Source organism: Brachybacterium sp. SYSU DS0246 (assembly GCF_059391765.1).
Genome location: NZ_JBZXYT010000009.1, coordinates 77,402 through 98,397 on the forward strand (window position 1 = coordinate 77,402; position 20,996 = coordinate 98,397).

Sequence of the window (20,996 nt, forward strand, 5' to 3'; positions counted from 1 at the left end):
CGATCAGCGAGCATGCCTGCGCACGGGCGAGAGCGCGTACAGGGCCGGACATACGGGGTATCGACGCAGAAGGAGCAGCATGCTCTCCATCGGAGTGGACATCGGCGGCACCAAGATCGCCGCCGGCGTGGTCGACGAGGACGGCGCCATCGTCGCCACGACCACGCGCAGCACGCCGGCCACGGAGCCGGAGCTGATAGAGGCGGGCGTCGCCGATGCCGTCGCCGAGCTGCGGGCCGACCACGACGTGGTCGGGGTCGGCGTGGGGGCCGCCGGGTTCGTGGGCGCCGACCGTCGCACCGTGAAGTTCGCGGCCAACCTCGCGTGGCGTCACCGCGCGCTCGCCGACGAGCTGGAGCGACTGACGGGCCTTCCCGTGGTGGTGGAGAACGACGCGAACGTCGCCGGATGGGCCGAGTACCGCTTCGGGGCGGCCACCGAGGCGGCGCACATGCTGATGGTGACCGTGGGGACCGGCCTCGGTGGGGCGATCGTCCTGGACGGCCGGCTGCTGCGGGGCAGCGGGGGCTTCGCGGGCGAGGTCGCGCACATGACCGCCGTGCCCGATGGGCAATGGTGCGGCTGCGGACGCAAGGGCTGCCTGGAGCAGTACACGGCGGGCACCGCTCTGGTGCGCACCGCGAAGCGGAGGGCCTCGGCGGGCGACCCGCTGCTGGGCCCGCTGGTGCAGGCTGCCGGCGGGGCACGCAAGGAGATCGACGGTCCGCTGATCACTCGCCTCGCCCAGCAGGGCGATCCGGGGGCGCAGGAGCTGATCGCGGAGATCGGTACCTGGCTCGGGACGGGTATGGCGTCGATCTCGGCGCTGCTGGACCCCGAGGTGATCGTGGTCGGCGGCGGCGTCGCGGCGGCCGGCGACCTCCTGCTGGATCCCGCCCGCCGCGCCTACGCCGCGAACCTCACCGCCCGGACGCACCGGGACCTGGCACCGTTCGTGCTCGCGAAGATGGGGAACCGCGCCGGGATCGTCGGGGCCGCCGACCTGGCTCGCTGACGGCTCTGCCGTGGGCCCCAGCCCTCAGACCTCGGCTCCGTCATCGTCGCCGTCCCTGCTGCGGGGTACCCGCAGGAGCAGGGACACCAGGCCACCGATGGCCGCGAGCCCTCCCAGCCAGGCGAGGAAGTCCGGCAGCGTCGCGCTCGCGGTGACCACGAGCATCAGCACGAATCCACCGATCAGCGCGGTCCACGACCACAGCGCACCGGAGGACGGCTCCGGCAGATCGGGGTCCGGCGGCTCGAAGTCGCCGTAGAGCACCTCGTCGTCATCGAGCTCGCGCGGACCGGCGGTGCCGCGCACGCCGTCGGCCACGTCGGGCGGCCCGGCCGAAGGATGTGCGGCCCGGGAGCGTGCGCGCGATTCCGCACTGGGCGGTTCGGACGGGGAGTCGGCACTGAAGGACCACAGGTCGTCCTCGTCCGGACCGCCCGTGCCGGGGTCCTGGTCTGCGGGCGCGTCCCCGTCCTCGTCCGGGTCCCGTGGTGGCGGGCCGTGGTCCTCGGCCGCCGGCTCGTGGGGAGCCTCGCCGGGGTTGAGCATCATGCCCTCGCTCTCGAGCATGCGCGCGAACTCGGCGTCGACATCGCGCGGATCATGCGCGTTCGGACGGTCGGCGGTCATCGCGGGCCTCCGGCGAGCTGCGGACCGCCGGCCGGCCGGGCGCCGTCGAGAGGCCGGGGCACATGGGCGTCCAGGAAGCGCGCCGAGGTCTCGAACAGCAGGTCGGCGTCCAGATCCAGCGGGACCAGATGACGGCTGCGTGTCGTCGCCAGTCGCTGGACGGACCCGCTGACCCGCGCGGCGATGAGATCGCTGTCGGCGGCCGGGACGGTCCGGTCCGCGGGGGAGGTGGCCAGCAGCAGCGGGACCTCGACTGCATCCAGCTCGCGCCGGGTGCGCGCGAACAGTCGCCGCACCTCGGCGACGGCGCGCACCGGCATCCGGTCGTAGGCCTCCTCGGCCCCGCCCTCCCGGGCGATGTCGGAGCCGATCCCGGGAAGGGTGCGCACCACCGGGGAGATCAATCCCGCAGCCGCCGCGGTCGCAGGCAGGGCGATGCCGGGATTGACCGCGACCACGGCTGCCAGGCGCCCGCGCAGCATCGGATCCTCGGCCAGGGCGAGGGCGAGCGCGCCACCCATCGACAGCCCGCCGACCGCGATCGGGCCGTGCTGGTGAGACAGCGTCAGCGCGGCCTCGCACACATGGCCGTACCAGTCCTGCCAGGACCGTCCCGCGAGGTCCTGCCACGAGGTCCCGTGACCGGGCAGCAGAGGGAGGTCGACGGCCCAGCCCCGCGCGGCGTGATCCTCGGCCCACGGACGCAGCGACTGCGGGGTCCCGGTGAAGCCGTGGCACAGGAGCAGCCCGCCGCGCGGGTTAGAGTGACCTCGCGCGCGCCAGGGGCGGGACAGTTCGCTGAACGCCATGGGTACATCGTCGCACCCGCGCCCGCATGCTTCATCCCCTCGTCCCCAGGAGTTCGTCGTGCTGTACGAGGTCGCCAAACCGCTCGTGATGGCCGTGGTGCGCGTGATCTGGCGTCCTACGGTCAGCGGCACCGAGAACATCCCGGACGAGGGCCCGGTCATCCTCGCCTCCAACCACCTGGCCTACTCCGACACGGTCTTCCTGCCGGGGCAGGTGCGCCGCAGTGTGCATTTCCTGGGCAAGTCGGACATCTTCGCCGGTCGCTCCCCGCTGAACCGGGTCGTGGCCTCGGTGATGCGCGGCCTGCACGTGATGCCGGTGGACCGGACCGGGGGCAGCGCCGCACGCTCGGCCATCGATGCCGGCCTCGATGTGCTGGCGGCGGGCAAGGTCCTCGGCATCTTCCCCGAGGGCAGTCGCAGCCCTGATGGCCGTCTCCACCGGGGCAAGACGGGCGTCGCCCGGTTCGCGCTCGCCACGGGGGCTCCGGTGGTCCCCGTGGCGATGCTGGGCGCGTTCGAGGCGCAGCGCGGCCGGAAGTACTTCCCGCGCCGGAGGCCCCGGGTGCACGCCGTGATCGGAGAGCCGCTGGATGTGCGCGAGATCGTCGCGGATCTCGACGGCGCCGAGGAATCGAAGGTGCTCAGAGCCGTGACGGACGCGGTCATGGACCGGATCCACGAGCTCTCGGGCCAGGAGCGCAGCGGTGAGTACGCCGCTGAGGTCAAGAAGTGCATGAAGGCCGCGGCGGGACAGCCCCTGGGTGGCGAGGAACCCGATACGGCGGTGTGAGATACGGCGGCGACCGCGCCCGCGCCGTCGCCGTCCGCACTGCTGGACGCCTCCGGCGCCGACCCCGTCGGGCTCGGCCGGCTCCCGAGGTTCCGGCCGCGGAGCCGGCCTCCCACAGGCAGGGTTCCGAGCACTGGAAGCGGTCGGCCGCGCGCGCGGGTACTGCGTACCCTGTGGGGGTGACTCAGTACAGCCCCGATGCCCCTGCCCGCGCCCACGACTTCTCGCTCTCCTCGGCCGACGACGGCCTGGCGGCGCTGGGCGCGTGGCGCGAGTATCCGCGGGAGCAGCAGCCGGTGTGGCCGGACGAGGCCGAGCGGGCGCAGGTCTTCGAGGACCTGCGCGCCGCTCCGCCGCTCGTCTTCGCCGGTGAGGCCGACGTGCTGCGCGATCACATCGCGGCGGCCGCCCGCGGAGAGGCTTTCCTGCTCGCCGGCGGGGACTGCGCCGAGACCTTCGCCGACTCCACGGCCGATCGGATCCGCAACAAGATCCGCACCATCCTGCAGATGTCGGCGGTGCTGACCTATGGTGCGTCCGTGCCGGTGGTGAAGATGGGCCGGATGGCCGGCCAGTTCGCCAAGCCCCGCTCCTCGGACGAGGAGACACGGGATGGTGTGACCCTGCCCACCTACCGCGGGGACGCGGTCAACGACTACGCCTTCACCCCGGAGTCACGGATCCCGGATCCGCAGCGTCTGTGGAGGATGTACACCACCAGCGCCTCCACCCTGAACCTGCTGCGGGCCTTCACCGGCGGCGGCTTCGCCGATCTCCGGGAGGTCCATTCCTGGAACCGCGGTTTCACCTCCGGAAGCGGCTACGACCGCTACGAGGAGCTGGCGGCGCAGATCGACAAGGCCATCCGCTTCATGGACGCCATCGGCGCGGACTTCGACGCCCTCAAGGTCGTGGAGTTCTACGCCTCCCACGAGGCACTGCTGCTGGACTACGAGGAGGCCCTGGCCAGGATCGACTCCCGCACCGGAGAGATCTACGGCTGCTCGGGCCACTTCCTGTGGGTGGGGGAGCGCACGCGCCAGCTGGACGGGGCGCACGTGGACTTCATGGCGCGCCTGCGCAACCCGATCGGGGTCAAGCTCGGGCCGAACGCGTCGGTCGATGATGCGCTGCGCCTGATCGACAAGCTCGACCCCGAGCGCGAGCCGGGACGGCTCACCTTCATCACCCGCATGGGCGCCGGCACCATCCGCGATCGCCTGCCGGCACTGGTCGAAGGCGTGCGCGACTCCGGGGCCCAGGTGGCGTGGGTGACCGACCCCATGCACGGCAACACGATCACCTCCTCGAACGGGTACAAGACCCGCCGCTTCGAGGACATCCTCGACGAGGTCGTCGGCTACTTCGAGGTCCACCAGGGCCTGGGCACGATCCCGGCCGGCCTGCACATGGAGCTCACCGGTGACGACGTCACCGAGGTCCTCGGCGGGGCCGGGGAGATCGACGAGGAGGGACTGACGCGCCGTTACGAGACGCTCGTGGACCCGCGCCTGAACCACCAGCAGTCCCTCGAGCTGTCGTTCCTGGTCGCGGAGATGCTCTCGCGACGCTGAGGGTCCTGAGGTGCCCTGCATGCCGGCCGGTGCCGGTGCCCGCCCGGGTCTCGGCACCGGCAGCGGGCCGGTCAGAACACCGTGATGGTGACCGTCGAGCCCTTCTCGAGCTCGGAACCGGCTGCTGCCGACTGTTCGTAGACGAGCCCGAAGACCGGCTCACCCCGATCGTGCTCGACCGTGACGGCGAAGCCGGCGGCCTCGAGTGCCGCCTTGGCGTCGGCCTCCGGCTTGCGGAAGACATCCGGGACGACGACCATCTCGGGCCCCAGCGACGTCACCAGCTCCACGGTGTCACCGCGGTACCCGGTGCCGGAGGCGGGCGATTGGGAGATGACCGCTCCGGCGGGCACGCTGCTGTGGTGGGCCGAGGACGAGGTCACGGAGAAGCCTGCCGATTCCAGGGCGGACCGCGCCGCGTCGCCGTCCTTCCCGGTCTGATCGGGGATCGCCAGCGGCTGGCGCCCCTGCGAGGCGACGACGTGGACCTCTCCACCCTCGGGCAGTGCGTCGGCGGACTGCGACTGGGAGATGATCTGGCCCTCGGGCACGGTCTCGGAGTATTCGGCCTCCTCCTCGACGAGCACCAGCCCGACGGACTCCACCTCGCTGCGGGCCTCCTCCATATCCATCCCGACGAGGTCGGGCACGGGGAAGGTCTGCTGTCCCTTGGAGACGACGAGCTGCACGCTGGCGCCCTTCTTGACGGTGGTGCCGGCCGACGGAGTCGCCTCGATCACGTGTCCGGCCGGCACCGTGTCGTCGAAGCGTTCCTCGGTGCGCGTGCTGAGGTCCTCGGCCGAGAGAACGGCCTCCGCATCGGTCAGCTGGGTGCCGGCCAGGACCGGGATCGTCCGGTCGGCGCCGGGGCCCGTGTTGAGGTACCAGTCCCCGCCGGCCCAGGCTCCACCGGCCAGCGCGATGACCAGGCACAGGGCCGCCAGCATCGCGAGCGGGCGGGAGCGTCGGCGGGTGCCGAGGGGGAGGTGGCGGCCGCGGCGGGCTCTCGGTGCCCGCAGGACGACGGTGCGGGGCGCCGGATCATCCTCTCCCGGAGTCCCGGGCCGAGACGTCGTCCCCTCCTGCTCCGTGGCCTCCGCGGGGTCCGGAGCATCGCCCTCTCCGGCGGTGTCCTTCTCCCCGGGATGCCCGATCCCGTCCGCGTCCTCCACCCCGACAGAGCCCCCGGGCCGGGCGGACTCGCCGCGTGAGGCGATCGCCGGGGCGCCGTCGTCGGTCGTGGAGAAGATCCCGGCCGGGAAGGCGCGGGGGCCGTGACCGAGCTCGGCCACCACGTCGTCCAGCGGTGAGGTCAGGCGCGGGGTGTCCGCGGTGTCGGTGTCCGAGCGCTCCTCGGGACGCGCGTCCATGACGGCGGCGGGCAGGGTCTCGATCAGCTCGCGCACCGCCCGCAGCAGATCGGCGGCGGTCGCGGGCCGCTGCTCGACCGCCCGGGCGGCGGCCCAGGTCACCAGCGAGTCCAGTTCCCGGGGGATGCCGGAGACCAGCGTGGAGGGGGCGGGGATGTCGTCGTGGACGTGCTGGAAGGCGATATGGACGGGCTGTTCCCCGGTGAACGGCTGCCGCCCGGTGAGCATCTCGAACAGCACCACGCCCAACGAGTACAGGTCGCTGCGTTCGTCGCAGTGGCCACGGGTGACGACCTCCGGGCTGATATACGCCACGGTGCCCAGGAGTGTGGCACTGGCCGAGGAGTTCGTGGAGCCGACGGCACGGGCGAGTCCGAAGTCGGCGACCTTCACGACCCCCTCGTGGTCCAGCAGGATGTTCTCCGGCTTGATGTCACGGTGGACGATGCCGGCATCGTGGGCCGCCACGAGCGCCTCGAGGACCTGCGCCGTCACGTCGAGGGCGTCGGCCACTCTCAGCCGCTCCACCTCGCCGATGCGAGCACGCAGCGTCTCGCCCTCGATGAGTTCCATCGCCAGATAGATGCGGTCGGAATCCTCGCCCTGGTCGAACACACCGACGACATTGCGGTGCGCGAGCCGTGCCGCCGCACGTGCCTCACGGCCGAACCGGCGGCGGAAGTTCTCATCCATCGCGAGGTGCGGATGCATGATCTTCAGGGCGACGACGCGATCGAGGCGCTCGTCATGGCCGCGATGGACGGTCGCCATTCCGCCGCGCGCGATCGGCTCCTCGACCCGGTAGCGGTCGTCGAGGAGCAGGCTGATGCCGGGGGAAGTCGACGTCGCCGCGCTCACGTGGTCAATCTAGGCCTAGCATGCGCACCGACCACGCAGCGACACACTCGTGGCGCGTCGGCATTTCGGTCGAGGCGGGCGATCCGGTCGACCGGTCGATGCCGGCGACGCCTCTCGAGGGAGTGCAGATGAGTCACGTGAGCGGCGCCCCGGTGACGCCGGCATGGTGCACGGCGGGCCCCGGACGTGGCACGCTTGACCCGTGAACGACCTCGACGACCTCATCACCGACTGGCTCACCCTGCCCGACGTCGCCCAGCGACTGGATGTAGAGGTCTCGCGCGTGCGGCGCCTCATCGAGGAAGGCCACCTGATCTCGGTGCGCCGCGGTGATCCCGTGGTCCGCATGGTCCCCGCCGAGATGCTCACCGACGAGGGCGTGGCCCCGCACCTTCCCGGGACGATCACCGTCCTGCGGGACGGAGGATTCGACGACATCGAGCTGCTGACGTGGCTGTTCAGCGAGGACGAGAGCCTTCCCGGGCGCCCGATCGACCACCTGCGCCGCGGTCAGCGCGGCGAGGTGCGCCGGCGTGCGCAGGCACTGGCCTTCTGACGGAACACTCCGGACCGGGCTTATCGACCGGCCCCTCCGCGTGACCGGTCACTCCGTGCGGCCCTACTGACCGGACCCTCCGGACCAGGCTTCCGACCGGCCCTCCAGGTCAGCCGTCCGGCCCGGCCTCAGGCGGGCAGCGCCCTGACGTCGGTGGCCAGTCCCGCGAGCTCCGACAGGCCGGCTCGGCCGAGATCTCCCAGCTCCGCGGCGGCCGAGAGCAGGTCCCGTGCACGTCCGGCCCGCTGCGTCACCTCCTCGGTCACGGAGGCGACCGCCCCGGTGGCAGTCATGAGTTCGTGGACGGCGGCGATGTCCCCGGCGTCGGCGTCGGCCCGTCCGATGACACGCGCCAGCAGCTCGCGACCGGCGTCGTCGGCGGCCGCCTCCGTGCGCGCGAGCAGTACCGTGCGTTTGCCCTCGACGATGTCCCCGCCGGTCGGCTTGCCGGTCTCGTCCTGATCCCCGACCACGCTGAGCAGATCGTCGCGCAGCTGGAACGCGGTGCCGACCTCGACCGCCCACTCGGCGAGCGACTCCAGGGCGGCATCGTCCCCGCCCATCAGTGCTGCCCCGATCCGTACCGGTCTCAGGACCGTGTACGGCACGGTCTTCCAGCGGATCACCGACAGGGCGGCCTGCTCGGCGTCGGTCGCCGAGGCGAAACCGCCCGCCTGATGGAGGATGTCCAGGAACTGGCCGGACATCACCTCGGTGCGCAGATCGTCGAACTCACGACGCGCACGCGAGAGGCGATCCTGATCCCCGGGGACATCCGCTGCGGTCTGCTCGGCCCAGCTCAGAGCCAGATCACCCAGCACGATGGCGACGGCGATGCCGTAGTCGCCGGCGGAACCGGCCAGTCCGTCGCGCTGATGCCGAGAGGCGGCGCCGACATGGAGGGCGGGCCGCCCGCGACGGACGGGGGAGTGATCGATGACGTCGTCGTGCATCAGCGCCGCGGCCTGGACGAGTTCGATCGCTGCCCCGCAGCGGGCGAGGGCATCCAGCTCCTGCTCGCGGGGCTCGCGGTCCAGCGCGGTCACGCCTCCCCAGAAGCAGAAACGGGGCCGCAGCAGCTTTCCGCCGCGCAGGTAGTCCTCGAGCGCATCCACCAGGGCGGCCGTCTCCGGGGAGATCTGCTCGAGCTGGCGCCGCCGCGCGGCGAGCTCCGCACGGGTGATCGCTTCGACCCGATCGACCAGCCGGTTCTCGAGCTCACGCAGACGATCGCCGTCGGCCGGCCCTTCAACAGCGGACATGGATGCTCCCTCTCCCGTCGACCCCACGATCTTCCCACGTCCTGCCATCGTTCCTCCCCACTCGGGCTCCGTCCCCAGGATCGCCCGCCGCCTCCCGTCGGGGCCGTGCGGTGGCGCAGGGTCGCCTCATGACGACGAACACCACACCCAGCGACCCCGGGCCGCGAGTCCTGCATCCCGACGATCCGGCGGAGCTCCTCGCCGAGGCGCGTCTCTGCCTTCGTGAGATCCCCACGGACTGCCTCATCCTGGTGGGCCATGCGGGCGACGGCACCGCACCGATGCTGACCTGCTCACCCCTGACAGACGTCATGTCTCCCGAAGGGCCGGAGCACCTCGAGCACCATCTCGGGCTGATGCGCGAGCACGGCAGCTCGCGGGCGCTGGCACTGCTCGTCATCGACGACGGCTACGAGCCGCTCGCGCCCCAGGTGGCCATCGACATCTCGATCCTCGCCGGCGGCCTGGTCCTGACCACCGCCAGTCGCCTGCTCCCGGAACCGTTCGAGATCGACGTGCTGTGGGCCGTGGGTGACTCGCGTGCGCGGCAGGTGCTCCTCTCAGGCGCCGGGCAGGACGGGGACGAGAGCCTCCTCGTCTCCCCGCCCGGTCCGCTGAAGCGCTTCTCCGAGACCAGCGCCGCAGCGAACGCCGTCTTCTCCGGCGCCCCCGTCCCGCAGGAGCGCGAGGAGGAGCCGGTGCTCGAAGCGATCGGGCGCAGCATCACACTGGCGCGCACCGAGCTCGGCGCCTCGTGCGACCCCGGAGCGCTGTTCGAGACGGCGCGCGGCGCGCTGGGCAGGCTGCGGACGTGCCACGGCGACCCGGCCGGGAGCGACTTCGTGACGGACTGTGAACACGTCTCCGCGCTGCTCTCGGCAGTCGCCGTCGACCGCCTCCATTGGGAGCTGCTGGCGCAGTGCGTCGAACACGGCAACGCCGGCAGCATCGACCGCGAGGAGCTGCTGCAGGTGCTCGTCAGCGCTCCCCAGTGGTCCCCGCATCCTGATATCTGCGCAGGTGGGAGCTGGTATGAGGCACTGGAGAAGCTACGTGAGGTCGCCGCCGCGGCGATGGACGCTGCGCCCGCTGCCCGGCGCTCCACGCCCCGGGCAGCCTGGCGGGGCCTCACCGCGATGCTCGTGATGCTGGCGTGGTGGAACCATCGGTTCGCCACCGCGGGAGGCTTCGTCGACGATCTCTGGGGCCGCGAACCGGACTCGACTCTGGCACCCTTGCTGGCACGAATGACCGACACGCCGATCTTCCCGGCCTGGTGGCCCAGCACCTGATCCCCAGGACCGCTGGACCCTGCCGCGCAGGGGAGCAGGGAGGAGCAGCCGCCGATGACGATGCTCGGAGCACGGAGCGCCCGGCACCGGTCCGCTGCCGACGCCGATGCCGTCGGCTCCCCCCAGCCCGGGACCGCTGCTGAACCTCCCCCGGTGACGGGCGCGTGGAGACCGGAGCACGGCGACGGGGACCGCCGCTTCGTCGAGATCGGTCCGCTGGCCCTCGAGGGCGGCGACGTGCTCGAGGACGTCACCATGGCGTACGAGACCTGGGGCCGGCTCGATGCTGATCGCGGCAACGCCGTCCTGGTGCTGCACGCGCTGACCGGTGACTCCCACCTGCGCGGCCCGGCGAGCAGAGCGCACCCCAGCCCCGGATGGTGGGAGGAGATGGTCGGCCCGGGCCGCCCCGTCGACACCGACCGGTACTTCGTGATCGCCCCCAACGTGCTGGGCGGCTGCCAGGGGACCACGGGCCCGAGCTCCCCGGGGCCCGGCGGCGACCCGTGGGGATCGAGGTTCCCGCTGGTGACCGTGCGTGACCAGGTGGAGGCGGAGCGTCGGCTGCGCGACAGGCTCGGCATCGACAGCTGGGCACTGGTGATCGGCGGATCGATGGGCGGGATGCGCGCGCTCGAGTGGGCGGTGTCCCATCCCGACGAGGTCGAACGGCTCGGTCTGATCGCCACCTCGGCCCGAGCCACGGCAGACCAGATCGCCTGGAACAGCGCACAGATCGCTGCTATCCGCGTCGACCCCGGCTTCCATGGCGGCGATTACTACGACCAGCCGAACGGTCAGGGACCCGATTCAGGGCTCGGGATCGCCCGCCGGATCGCGCACACCACCTATCGCACGGCGGCGGAGCTCGAGACGCGTTTCAGCAACCGGCCGCAGCCGGGCGAGGACCCGCTGGACGGTGCAGGCAGGCATCAGGTGACCAGCTACCTCGATCACCACGCCGGAAAGCTCGTGCGCCGGTTCGACGCGAACTCCTACCTGGTCCTGGCGACCTCCATGAACACCCACGACGTCGGACGCGATCGCGGCGGCATCGCCGCCGCACTGTCCAGGGTCACAGCTCGCACTCTGGTGGTCGCGATAGATTCCGACCGGCTCTTCCCGCCGGACCTCGTCGGCGAGATGGCCCACCACATCCCGGACGCCCGATGGCATGTCGCGAACTCGGTGATCGGGCACGACGCCTTCCTGCTGGCGCATCCGGACCTCGGCGAGTGGATCGGTGCCCTGCTGGATGATTAAGCTGGCCCGACCGATCGGCGCCATCGAGGATGACGACGCGGGAGAGTCCAGCACAGCCACGAGGGGAGCGTTCGCATGACCATCGTCGTGGGGTACTCCCCATCAGGCCAGGGGCGCGCGGCGCTGCAGGCCGCCATCCGGCACGCCCGCCGGACCAAGGACGACCTGGTCATCGCCTCCCACCAGTACAACGATCCCGACAGCGGCCCGGCCGCCGCCTCCGAGGGCGAGGTGCGCGAAGCGCTCGCCGACGCCGGCGCCGATGACCTGGACGTGGCGGTGCGCAGCAACTCTCAGCAGGACATCGGCGAGTTCCTGCTGACGGTCGTCGACGAGGTCTCGGCCAGCCTGCTGGTGATCGGACTGCGCCGGAAGTCCCCGATCGGCAAGCTCAACCTCGGAGCCTCCGCCCGCCGTGTCGTGCTCGGTGCCCCCTGCCCGGTCCTCACCGTCAAGGACGGATTCGCCCACGGCGAGGACGGCCCCATCGCACGCTCCTGAGAGATGCGTCATCCCTCGCGGGTGCACCACGGCGGACCGCGAGTTCGTCGGCGCCGAGTGGTCCCGACGGGCCGGGAATAACACCGCGCGCCGGGCGTTATACTCGTAAGGCTTGACGGCACCGTGCCTTCGTGCGCCGTGAGACCGGTTCGTTCCGGGATGACGGCGCCAGCGGGATCCGCGAGCCGCGCCGAGATGACTGATCGCCCGAGTGTGGCGGTGCGCTCCCAGGGAGCACCGCCGGAAGAAGGAACTCTGTGACCTCCTCCAAGACCGCCGAGACCGCCACTGACACGACCGTTGCCGCGGCCGGGTCCGAGGCGGACGCGCCCTCGAAGCGTTCCGCGTCGACCGCGAAGCCCGCGTCCGCGACCGCCCGGAAGAAGCGCACCACCAAGACCGACTCCGCCGTCGAGCCCGACGCGAGCGTCGAGGCCGCCGCGCCCGACGCCGTCGAGACCGACGGCGCCGAGAAGCCGGTCGAGAAGAAGACCGCTGCCAAGAAGGCCGCTGTGAAGAAGGCGGCCAAGGTCGCCGAGACCTCCCCGGACGTGGCCGAGGAGCCCGACGCCGAGGCCGAGGCCGAGGAGGGCGAGACCAAGAAGGAGCCCTCGGAGACCGACGTCAAGGTCGAGGAGTCCGGGGGCTTCGTCTTCAACGCCACCGAGGACGACGCGCCTGCCCAGCAGGTCGTCACCGCCGGCGCGACCGCAGACCCCGTCAAGGACTACCTCAAGCAGATCGGCAAGGTTGCGCTGTTGAACGCGGCCCAGGAGGTCGAGCTCGCCGAGCGCATCGAGGCCGGCCTGTACGCCGAGCACAAGCTCAAGGAGGACGAGTCCATCGCCAAGACCAAGGCCGGTCGCGAGCTCGCGATCGTGGCCGAGGACGGTCGCGCGGCCAAGGACCACCTGCTCGAGGCCAACCTCCGTCTGGTCGTCTCCCTCGCCAAGCGCTACACCGGCCGCGGCATGCTCTTCCTGGATCTCATCCAGGAGGGCAACCTCGGTCTGATCCGCGCCGTCGAGAAGTTCGACTACTCCAAGGGCTACAAGTTCTCGACCTACGCCACCTGGTGGATCCGTCAGGCCATCACCCGTGCGATGGCGGACCAGGCTCGCACCATCCGCATCCCGGTGCACATGGTCGAGGTCATCAACAAGCTCGCCCGCGTCCAGCGCCAGATGTTGCAGGATCTCGGGCGTGAGCCCACCCCGGAGGAGCTCGCCAAGGAGCTCGACATGACCCCCGAGAAGGTCGTCGAGGTCCAGAAGTACGGCCGCGAGCCCATCTCCCTGCACACCCCGCTGGGTGAGGACGGCGACAGCGAGTTCGGCGACCTCATCGAGGACTCCGAGGCCGTCGTCCCCGCCGACGCGGTCAGCTTCACCCTCCTGCAGGAGCAGCTCCACTCGGTGCTGGACACCCTCTCCGAGCGCGAGGCCGGCGTGGTCTCCATGCGCTTCGGTCTGGAGGACGGCCAGCCCAAGACCCTCGACGAGATCGGCAAGGTCTACGGGGTCACCCGCGAGCGCATCCGGCAGATAGAGTCCAAGACCATGTCGAAGCTGCGCCACCCCTCGCGGTCGCAGGTCCTGCGCGACTACCTCGACTGAGCCACCGCCTCGACAGAGCTCGGGGGTGCGCCCTCGAGGGGACTGCACGCTCGAACGAGAGAACCGACCGACGTGACGACGCTGCATGAGCACGGCGCCGGGCACCCCCGTGGGGAGCCCGGCGCCGCGTCTGTGACCGTGATCCGGATGGGCCCGGAGGACTGGGTCGCCCACCGCGACCTGCGCCTGGCGATGCTCCGCGATGCTCCCGACGCCTTCTGGGCCCGACTGGAGGACGTGCAGGGCCGCAGCGAGGCGGAATGGCGCACCGAGCTCGCCGGCCCGCGCCTGCACCTCCAGGCCCGGCGGGGCGATCAGGTCCTCGGCGGAATCGGTGTGCTGCCCGAGGGGTACACCACTGACGAACCCATCGGCGAAGACGAAGCGCATCTGGTCTCGATGTGGGTGGACCCGCGTGAACGCGGCAGCGGGATCTCCCGGCTGCTCATCGGTGCCGCGGCGGAGCTCGCCCTCGAGCTCGGACGGCCGCACCTCACACTCGACGTGGACTCCGCGAACACGCGCGCCCAGAGGAGCTACGAGCGGCTGGGATTCACCGCCACCGGCGTCGAGGACCCGCGCGAGGGCCACGAGACGAGCTGGGTCCAGTACGCGGCCGAGGCGCACGACCTCCTCGAGGGCAGCTGACCCGCGAGCCGCTCCGCTCTCGAGACACCGCGAGCCCCGCCCTGCTCAGCAGGACGGGGCTCGCGACGTTCGGACGCTGCCGTCAGATCAGGTCGTGGCTATTCGTCCGATCTCCTCCCGTTCGCCCTGCGCGGTCCGCTCGTTCCTCGCGGACCTCTCCGGGCTCACAGTTCGTCGATCAGTCCTCGACCGGCTCCGGCTTGGCGTGGAGGCGTTCGGTCTCGTCGATGACCTCGGAGACGATGCCCTTGAGGGCGTCCTCGTGGGCGCGTGCGTGATGGGCGCAGAACATCAGTTCACCGCCGGCCTCCAGTCGCACCTTGACGTACGCCTGGGCGCCGCAGCGGTCGCACCGGTCGTGGGCGGTCAGCCGGGGAGCTTCAAGAGTCAAATTCATGGTCCTTTTCTAGCACCCCGCAGGTGCCCGGGGGGAGAGCTTCGCGCCCTGGTTCGCTGGTGGCGCAACGAACCTGTGAGCGGGGCCCCAATACCGGGATCGGGCGGTGCGGCCACGTAGAATCGCCAGGGTGTCCACCTCCACCGCATCGAACTCCAGAACCCAGAACAAGACCGCCTACGACGCCCGGAACCTCCAGGTGCTCGAAGGGCTCGAGGCCGTCCGCAAGCGCCCGGGCATGTACATCGGCTCGACGGACTCCCGCGGGCTCATGCACTGCCTCTGGGAGATCCTCGACAATGCTGTCGATGAAGCGCTCGGCGGCTACGGCGACTCCATCGCGGTGATCCTCCACCCGGACGCCTCCGTCGAGGTGCGCGACACCGGCCGCGGCGTCCCCGTCGACATCGAACCCCGCACCGGTCTCAGCGGCGTCGAGGTCGTCTACACCAAGCTCCATGCGGGCGGGAAGTTCGGCGGCGGCTCGTACGCGGCCGTCGGTGGTCTCCACGGCGTCGGCGCCAGCGTCGTCAACGCCCTGTCCGGGCGGCTCGACGTCGAGGTCGACCGCGCCGGCAAGACGTACGCGATGAGCTTCAAGCGCGGGGTCCCGGGCGTCTTCGACGACGGTGGGACCCCCGATCCCGAGGCCCCGTTCACCCCGGCCGACGGGCCCGGTGAACTGCGTGTGGTGGGCAAGGCCAAGCGCGGGGTCTCCGGCACCCGGGTTCGGTACTGGGCGGATCCGCAGATCTTCATCAAGGGCTCCCACTTCGCGCTGGACGATCTCCACCGTCGCGCCCGCCAGACGGCGTTCCTGGTTCCGGGACTGGAGATCTCGGTGACCGACCACCGGCCCGAGGCGACCCCGGACCAGCCGGCCACCCGCACGTACAAGTACGAGGGCGGCATCAGCGAGTTCGTCGAGTATCTCGCCCACGACGAGAAGATCACCGATGTGATCCGCCTGCAGGGCTCGGGCGAGTACACCGAGACCATCCCGGTCCTCGACAAGAACGGCCACATGGTTTCCACCGACGTCGACCGCAAGTGCGAGGTCGACATCGCGCTGCGCTGGGGCGCGGACTACGAGTCCACTGTGCGTTCGTTCGTGAACATCGTGGCCACCCCCAAGGGCGGCACCCACGTCACCGGTTTCGAGCAGGCGCTGGTGAAGACCATGCGCAAGCAGGTCGAGAACCAGGCGCGACGGGTCAAATTCAACACCAAGAACGAGAAGATCGAGAAGGACGACACCCTGGCGGGCCTGACCGCCGTGGTCAGCGTCCGGATCGACGAGCCGCAGTTCGAGGGTCAGACCAAGGAGGTGCTCGGCACCCCCGCGATCCGCGCGATCGTCTCCAAGGTCGTCGAGGACCGCCTGACCGACTTCCTCACCTCCACCGCGAAGGGGGAGAAGGAGCAGGCCAACCTGGTCATCGACAAGGTGGTCTCCGAGATGCGGGCCCGTATCGCCGCCCGCATGCACAAAGAGGTCTCGCGCCGCAAGAACGCGCTGGAATCCTCGACGATGCCGACCAAGCTCGCCGACTGCCGCAGTACCGAGATGGAGCGCTCCGAGCTGTTCATCGTCGAGGGTGACAGCGCCCTGGGGACCGCGAAGAACGCCCGCAACTCCGAGTTCCAGGCTCTGCTGCCCATCCGCGGCAAGATCCTCAACGTGCAGAAGGCGTCCATCACGGACATGCTCAAGAACACCGAGTGCGCCGCCATCATCCAGGTGCTCGGGGCCGGCTCCGGCCGCACCTTCGACCTCGACGCCGCCCGCTACGGCAAGATCATCATGATGACCGACGCCGACGTCGACGGCGCCCACATCCGTACTCTGCTGCTGACCCTGTTCCACCGCTACATGCGGCCCCTGGTCGAGGAGGGCCGGGTCTACGCCGCGGTGCCGCCGCTGCACCGGGTGGAGATCATCCACGGCGGCTCGAAGAAGAACGAGTACGTCTACACCTACTCCGAGGCGGAGCTGAACAAGCTGCTGAAGAACCTCGAGCGGCGCGGCAAGCGGTTCAAGGAGCCGATCCAGCGCTACAAGGGGCTCGGGGAGATGGACGCCGATCAGCTGGCCGACACCACCATGGATCCCGGGCATCGCACCCTGCGCCGGGTGCGCATCGAGGACGCCGAGGCGGCCAGCTCCATGTTCGAGCTGCTGATGGGCTCGGAGGTCACTCCGCGCAAGCAGTTCATCATCGAGGGCGCCGAAGAGCTCGACCTGGAGAGGATCGACGCATGAGCGTCGCCGTCCGCGTGATCCCGTGCCTGGACGTCGACGCGGGACGCGTCGTCAAAGGTGTCAACTTCCAGGGCCTGCGTGATGCCGGCGACCCGGTCGAGCTCGCCGCCCGCTACGGCGCCGAAGGGGCCGACGAACTCACCTTCCTCGACGTCACCGCATCCTCCGGGGGCCGCGAGACCATGATCGACGTGGTGCGCGCCGCCGCCGACCAGATCTTCATCCCGCTGACCGTCGGTGGGGGAGTCCGCTCCGCGGAGGACGTCGACCAGCTGCTGCGCGCCGGGGCCGACAAATGCGGCGTCAACACTGCCGCCATCGCGCGCCCCGAGCTGATCAGCGAGATCACGCGCCGGTTCGGCAACCAGGTACTGGTGATGTCGATCGACGCCCGCCGCGTCACCGAGGACACACCCGAGGGCACCGCACGCACCGGGTCGGGCTTCGAGGTCACCACGCACGGGGGCCGCCGCGGCACCGGGATCGATGCGATCTCCTGGATCCGGGAGGTGACCGAGCGCGGCGCCGGCGAGATCCTGCTGAACTCCATGGATGCCGACGGCACCGAGGCGGGCTTCGACCTGGAGCTGATCCGCCTCGCCCGCGAGGCCACCACCCTGCCGCTGATCGCCTCCGGCGGTGCCGGGAAACCGGAGGATTTCCCCCCGGCCGTGCATGCCGGGGCCGACGCCGTGCTCGCCGCGAGCGTCTTCCACTTCCGTCAGCTGACCATCGCCGATGCGAAAGCGGCGATGGCGGCCGACGGCATCGCCGTGCGGTGAGCGCGCCCCTGTCGGTCGCTTCCCTCGAGCCTGCCAACCGGCGTCCCCGTCGCCAGCGTGCCGCCGTCATTCTGCTGGCGGGCCTCCTGGCACTGCTCGTGGGGGCCGGCTGGCTGCTGTGGGACAACCGCCGTCTGGACGTCACCTCCTATCAGGTTCCCGTCCAGCAGCTGCCTGCCGCGGCCGACGGAGTGCGCATCGCCCAGCTCTCCGATGTCCATGCCGCCTCATTCGGGACGTTCCCGGACCGCATCGTCTCCGCCGTCCGGTCGGCCGAGCCCGATCTCATCGCGCTCACCGGGGATCTCATCGACATCCGCACCGCGGATCTGGGCGCCTCGCTCGACCTCGCGGAACAGCTGGCCGGTATCGCGCCCGTGTACTACGTGCTGGGCAATCACGAGGCCGACTCCCCACTGCGCACCGAGCTGCTGGAGGGTCTGGAGGAACGAGAGGTCCATGTCCTGCGCGACGAGGCGACGACGCTGGAGCTCCCGGAGACGACGCTGACCCTCGTCGGTCTCGACGATCCGCGTGTGGATCACGCGGCTGACCGGGAGGCGACGCCCCCGGAGACGACCCTGGCCGGGCTCGACCTGCCGCGACAGAGCCCGACGGTGCTGCTGGCGCACCGGCCCGAGCTGTGGTCCGACTACGCCGCAGCGGACGTGGACCTCGTGCTGTCGGGCCATGCCCACGGCGGCCAGGTGCGCGTTCCGGGCCTCGGCGGGCTCTTCGCCCCGCACCAGGGCTGGCTCCCCGAGCTCACCGACGGGGTCCATACGCGCGAGGGGACCACGATGGTCATCAGCCGAGGCCTCGGCAACAGCATCGCCGGAGTGCGCGTGAACAATCCGCGCGAGCTCGTGGTGGTGGAGCTGACCTCAGCCGCCGACTGAGACGTGGCTGGAACGGGAGGCGCGGCGGACGGCGCGATCGTCCGGGAGTGCGGCGCCTGACTGTGTGAACGCGGCGTCTGACGGGGCCGCAGCGCCTGACTCGGACCACAGCGCCCGGCCAGCACGCCGGCGCCCGTTCGTGCTGCCCCGGCCCACGGGCGCGACCGGGAGGTCACGGCCCGGGGCCAGGGGAACAGGACGGAGTCGCCCTCGTCAGCGGTGGATGAGTCCGGCGTTCACGAGCGCCCGCGCGAACACCGCCTCCTGTTCGCGGCGTGCCTGCGCGGCGGCCTGCTGGCGCAACGCCTGGTCGACGGCGCGCTGCCGTCGGGTTTTCTGGGCGACGCGGCGACGAGAGGTCCGGTTGTCCAGCGCGGACCTCTCCGGCTCCGACGGCAGAGCCGCTGAGGAGTCCTGCTCGACCGGCAACGGTGGGATAAGCGTCGAGGAGGTCTGTGCGGCTGTCGAGCTGGGGACGGCCGCGCCCGCCTGCGTGGGACGGGCAGGACTCTGCGTGAGGGGCGAAGCCCCGGTGAATGCAGTCGTAGGGGGTTCGGGTCGGACGGATTGCAGGCGCTCATCTGTGCGCATGGTGCATCTCCTGGGACGTGGTGGTGCCAAGTCTTCTCGGCAGGAAGGACACGAGGTGTCCGCGAAGTGGGGACCGCCGGACGCGATGTGCCCATGGGGTCGAGATAGGCGTCGCCGACGATGCGAGAGAGGGGTGGCCGTCTCGTCGCGATCGATGGGCGATGCCACGTTCGGGCTGCGCCGAAGCGCAGCAAAGGGTGCCGACCGCTGCCCAGAGCGGGCTCGCCTCACGGCGCGATGCGACGCGACCCGCCGGGGGCAGGTGTCGAAGTCACGCAGTGCGCAACGAGGCGTTGGCGCTCGGTGTGGTGCGGTGTGGTGCGGTGCGGTGCGGTGCGGTGCGGTGCGGTGTGGTGCGGGCGGCCGTGCCGAGGCCTACGCCGCGGGGCTCGGAGCCGGCTACGGCGTCAGCGGGCTACCTGGCCGGCGCCCGCCGTCGGCTGCGCAGCGGCCCCCATCGGCCTCTGTCGCCTCCACGGTGGAGCCGGGGTGCCGGGCGGGGGATGCCGCGAGGCCGAACAGCGACGCGGCCAGGTCGGCCGGTGTCGGATTCGGGGTCGTGTGCATCTCCATATGGACAGTCGACCATCACGCTGGATTGGGCACAACTGAATTATTGGCCTCTGGGTCGTCGTCCGCGGACTTCCGTCCGCTCCGGCGGGGTGGCACGGCCCGCGTCGCTCATGGGCTGCGGCTGGTTGCTCGTCAGGTCAATATGTCGGATCACTCGTGAGCGTGCTGATCCCGTTCCGATGGATACCGGGAGAGATCGATACCGCGACAGTTGTCGTTATCGGAGCCCGATAGCGACAACTCAGGCGGTATGGAAAGCCGGCTGCGGCACAACCGGCGGCGTGTGGGCTGCGGCGCTATTGGGGGCGTGCAAGCGCGGGGCGCGGCGCGAAGTGCGAGGCGCGGGGCGGCCTGGGGCGCGGGGTGCGAGGCAGCTGGGGAGCGCGGGGCGCGGGGCTCTCAGTGCTCGATGCGGTAGCTGACGCCGAGGGTGTACGACTCCTCGGGAGCGAGCGCGACGAAGCGATCCTTGGCGACGGCCGGCTCGACGCAGACGAACTGCGGCCACGCATCGTCCGGGACATCGTCCATGCCGCGCGCGAGTTCGTCCCAGGGATTCCAGACCACCGTCTTGGTGGTGCCGCGCGGGATAGAGACGATGCGACGGGTCCGGTCACTGACGGTGACCTCGCCGGCGGCGTCGACGATGCGATCCGTGGAACCGGTCAGCTGCAGGGGCTCGTCCCCGAGGACATCGGCCGCGAGACCCCGAGTGTTGTCGAGGTACTCGGCGTTCTCGAGGCCCGCGATCTCGATGCTGCGCACGTCGCTCACGGAGAGGTACGTGTGCAGGGCGGCCTCCAGCTCGAGAGGCTCCTCACCGGCGATGACGGTCAGGTCCACGGAGAGACCGGCCCCGAGGCGGAACACCGCCTTGGCGGTCAGTTCGTCGGTCTCCTCCGGGGTGGACAGCTCCAGGACCACGTCGTCGCCCTCGAGCGCTGCGGAGACGAGGTCCCAGCGCACGTTGCGCAGCCAGCCGTGCTTGGTCGGCCGGTCGCCGTCACGGCCGGGGCCGAACCACGGGCCGATCAGCGGGATCCCGCCGCGGATCGCCGCGCCGCGACCGAAGTGGGAGTCGGGGCTGAGCCACAGCAGGTCGTCCTCGCCGGCGGGGATCCAGCTCGTCAGATGCGCGCCGTCGAGGTGGAGCACGGCCTCGGCAGCCGGTGTGCGGACCACGATCGCGTCGCTGCCGTGGACCTGCTCGAGGCGAACCCCGTCGGGCAGGGGAGTGGACGGAGTCGGTGCGTCAGTGCTCGCTGGGCTCATGCCGACCATCGTGGCACGGGAGCGTGAGCCCTGCA

19 protein-coding genes are annotated in these 20,996 nt (G+C 71.0%); 12 read left to right on the plus strand and 7 right to left on the minus strand.

The genetic code is table 11. The annotated features are described in order from the left end of the window. The first annotated feature begins 79 nt into the window (after nt 1-79). The gene (locus AC5020_RS06270) at nt 80-1,015 is read left to right on the plus strand and encodes an ROK family glucokinase (RefSeq protein WP_377020064.1); all 936 of its coding nucleotides are present in this window, start codon (nt 80-82) and stop codon (nt 1,013-1,015) included. A 24-nt stretch (nt 1,016-1,039) separates the two neighbouring features. Here the strand turns inward: AC5020_RS06270 and AC5020_RS06275 are convergent, their stop codons facing one another. Further along, the gene (locus AC5020_RS06275; RefSeq protein ID WP_377020063.1) at nt 1,040-1,642 is read right to left on the minus strand and encodes a hypothetical protein; all 603 of its coding nucleotides are present in this window, start codon (nt 1,640-1,642) and stop codon (nt 1,040-1,042) included. Continuing rightward, a complete protein-coding gene (locus AC5020_RS06280) occupies nt 1,639-2,451 on the minus strand; it encodes an alpha/beta hydrolase (RefSeq protein ID WP_464987609.1) in 813 nt (270 codons plus the stop codon). Before AC5020_RS06280 ends, AC5020_RS06275 begins: the two co-directional genes overlap by 4 nt. 58 nt (nt 2,452-2,509) lie before the next feature. Here AC5020_RS06280 and AC5020_RS06285 point away from each other — a divergent pair, with 58 nt between their 5' ends. Both AC5020_RS06285 and AC5020_RS06290 read left to right on the plus strand, forming a co-directional pair. Then, on the plus strand, nt 2,510-3,244 hold the full coding sequence (locus AC5020_RS06285; protein WP_464987610.1) for a lysophospholipid acyltransferase family protein: 735 nt from the start codon (nt 2,510-2,512) through the stop codon (nt 3,242-3,244). 179 nt (nt 3,245-3,423) lie between these two features. After that, the gene (locus AC5020_RS06290; RefSeq protein WP_464987611.1) at nt 3,424-4,818 is read left to right on the plus strand and encodes a class II 3-deoxy-7-phosphoheptulonate synthase; all 1,395 of its coding nucleotides are present in this window, start codon (nt 3,424-3,426) and stop codon (nt 4,816-4,818) included. 71 nt (nt 4,819-4,889) lie between these two features. Here the strand turns inward: AC5020_RS06290 and AC5020_RS06295 are convergent, their stop codons facing one another. Next, nucleotides 4,890-7,046, minus strand: coding sequence for a PASTA domain-containing protein (locus AC5020_RS06295; RefSeq protein WP_464987612.1), 2,157 nt, complete (start codon nt 7,044-7,046; stop codon nt 4,890-4,892). A gap of 202 nt (nt 7,047-7,248) precedes the next feature. Here AC5020_RS06295 and AC5020_RS06300 point away from each other — a divergent pair, with 202 nt between their 5' ends. After that, a complete protein-coding gene (locus AC5020_RS06300) occupies nt 7,249-7,602 on the plus strand; it encodes an Rv2175c family DNA-binding protein (RefSeq protein WP_377020058.1) in 354 nt (117 codons plus the stop codon). Between the two features lie 128 nt (nt 7,603-7,730). Here AC5020_RS06300 and AC5020_RS06305 read toward each other — a convergent pair whose 3' ends face one another. After that, nucleotides 7,731-8,864: a polyprenyl synthetase family protein gene (locus AC5020_RS06305; protein ID WP_464987613.1), complete on the minus strand. Its 1,134-nt coding sequence runs from the start codon at nt 8,862-8,864 to the stop codon at nt 7,731-7,733. 128 nt (nt 8,865-8,992) lie between these two features. Here AC5020_RS06305 and AC5020_RS06310 point away from each other — a divergent pair, with 128 nt between their 5' ends. The 5 genes from AC5020_RS06310 to AC5020_RS06330 all read left to right on the plus strand — a co-directional run bounded on the left by AC5020_RS06310 (nt 8,993) and on the right by AC5020_RS06330 (nt 14,184). After that, complete coding sequence (locus AC5020_RS06310) at nt 8,993-10,156, plus strand: hypothetical protein (protein WP_464987614.1); 1,164 nt, start codon at nt 8,993-8,995, stop codon at nt 10,154-10,156. A gap of 54 nt (nt 10,157-10,210) precedes the next feature. Beyond that, complete coding sequence (metX, locus tag AC5020_RS06315; RefSeq protein WP_464987615.1) at nt 10,211-11,419, plus strand: homoserine O-acetyltransferase MetX; 1,209 nt, start codon at nt 10,211-10,213, stop codon at nt 11,417-11,419. Nucleotides 11,420-11,494: 75 nt separating this feature from the next. Further along, nucleotides 11,495-11,920: a universal stress protein gene (locus AC5020_RS06320; protein WP_464987616.1), complete on the plus strand. Its 426-nt coding sequence runs from the start codon at nt 11,495-11,497 to the stop codon at nt 11,918-11,920. Between the two features lie 257 nt (nt 11,921-12,177). Beyond that, nucleotides 12,178-13,536 carry an RNA polymerase sigma factor gene (locus AC5020_RS06325; protein ID WP_377020053.1) on the plus strand — a complete coding sequence of 453 codons (1,359 nt, stop codon included), beginning with the start codon at nt 12,178-12,180 and terminating at the stop codon, nt 13,534-13,536. Nucleotides 13,537-13,608: 72 nt separating this feature from the next. Next, nucleotides 13,609-14,184: a GNAT family N-acetyltransferase gene (locus AC5020_RS06330; protein WP_464987617.1), complete on the plus strand. Its 576-nt coding sequence runs from the start codon at nt 13,609-13,611 to the stop codon at nt 14,182-14,184. 178 nt (nt 14,185-14,362) lie between these two features. Here the strand turns inward: AC5020_RS06330 and AC5020_RS06335 are convergent, their stop codons facing one another. After that, nucleotides 14,363-14,581, minus strand: a complete 219-nt coding sequence (locus AC5020_RS06335; RefSeq protein WP_377020051.1) for a DUF7455 domain-containing protein — start codon at nt 14,579-14,581, stop codon at nt 14,363-14,365. 130 nt (nt 14,582-14,711) lie between these two features. Between AC5020_RS06335 and AC5020_RS06340 the strand changes: the two genes are divergently transcribed. Genes AC5020_RS06340 through AC5020_RS06350 form a run of 3 tightly spaced genes read left to right on the plus strand, consistent with a single transcriptional unit; the run spans nt 14,712 to nt 18,525 of the window. Next, complete coding sequence (locus AC5020_RS06340) at nt 14,712-16,844, plus strand: DNA gyrase/topoisomerase IV subunit B (RefSeq protein ID WP_494564402.1); 2,133 nt, start codon at nt 14,712-14,714, stop codon at nt 16,842-16,844. After that, the gene (hisF, locus tag AC5020_RS06345; RefSeq protein ID WP_377020049.1) at nt 16,841-17,626 is read left to right on the plus strand and encodes an imidazole glycerol phosphate synthase subunit HisF; all 786 of its coding nucleotides are present in this window, start codon (nt 16,841-16,843) and stop codon (nt 17,624-17,626) included. Before AC5020_RS06340 ends, hisF begins: the two co-directional genes overlap by 4 nt. Further along, nucleotides 17,623-18,525 (plus strand): metallophosphoesterase, encoded by a 903-nt coding sequence (locus AC5020_RS06350; RefSeq protein WP_464987618.1) that lies wholly within the window; start codon nt 17,623-17,625, stop codon nt 18,523-18,525. Before hisF ends, AC5020_RS06350 begins: the two co-directional genes overlap by 4 nt. 213 nt (nt 18,526-18,738) lie before the next feature. Here AC5020_RS06350 and AC5020_RS06355 read toward each other — a convergent pair whose 3' ends face one another. Both AC5020_RS06355 and AC5020_RS06360 read right to left on the minus strand, forming a co-directional pair. After that, nucleotides 18,739-18,954: a hypothetical protein gene (locus tag AC5020_RS06355; RefSeq protein ID WP_464987619.1), complete on the minus strand. Its 216-nt coding sequence runs from the start codon at nt 18,952-18,954 to the stop codon at nt 18,739-18,741. A 1,134-nt stretch (nt 18,955-20,088) separates the two neighbouring features. Then, entirely contained in the window at nt 20,089-20,961 is an 873-nt protein-coding gene (locus AC5020_RS06360; RefSeq protein ID WP_464987620.1) for a D-hexose-6-phosphate mutarotase, read from the minus strand. Nucleotides 20,962-20,996: the final 35 nt, after the last annotated feature.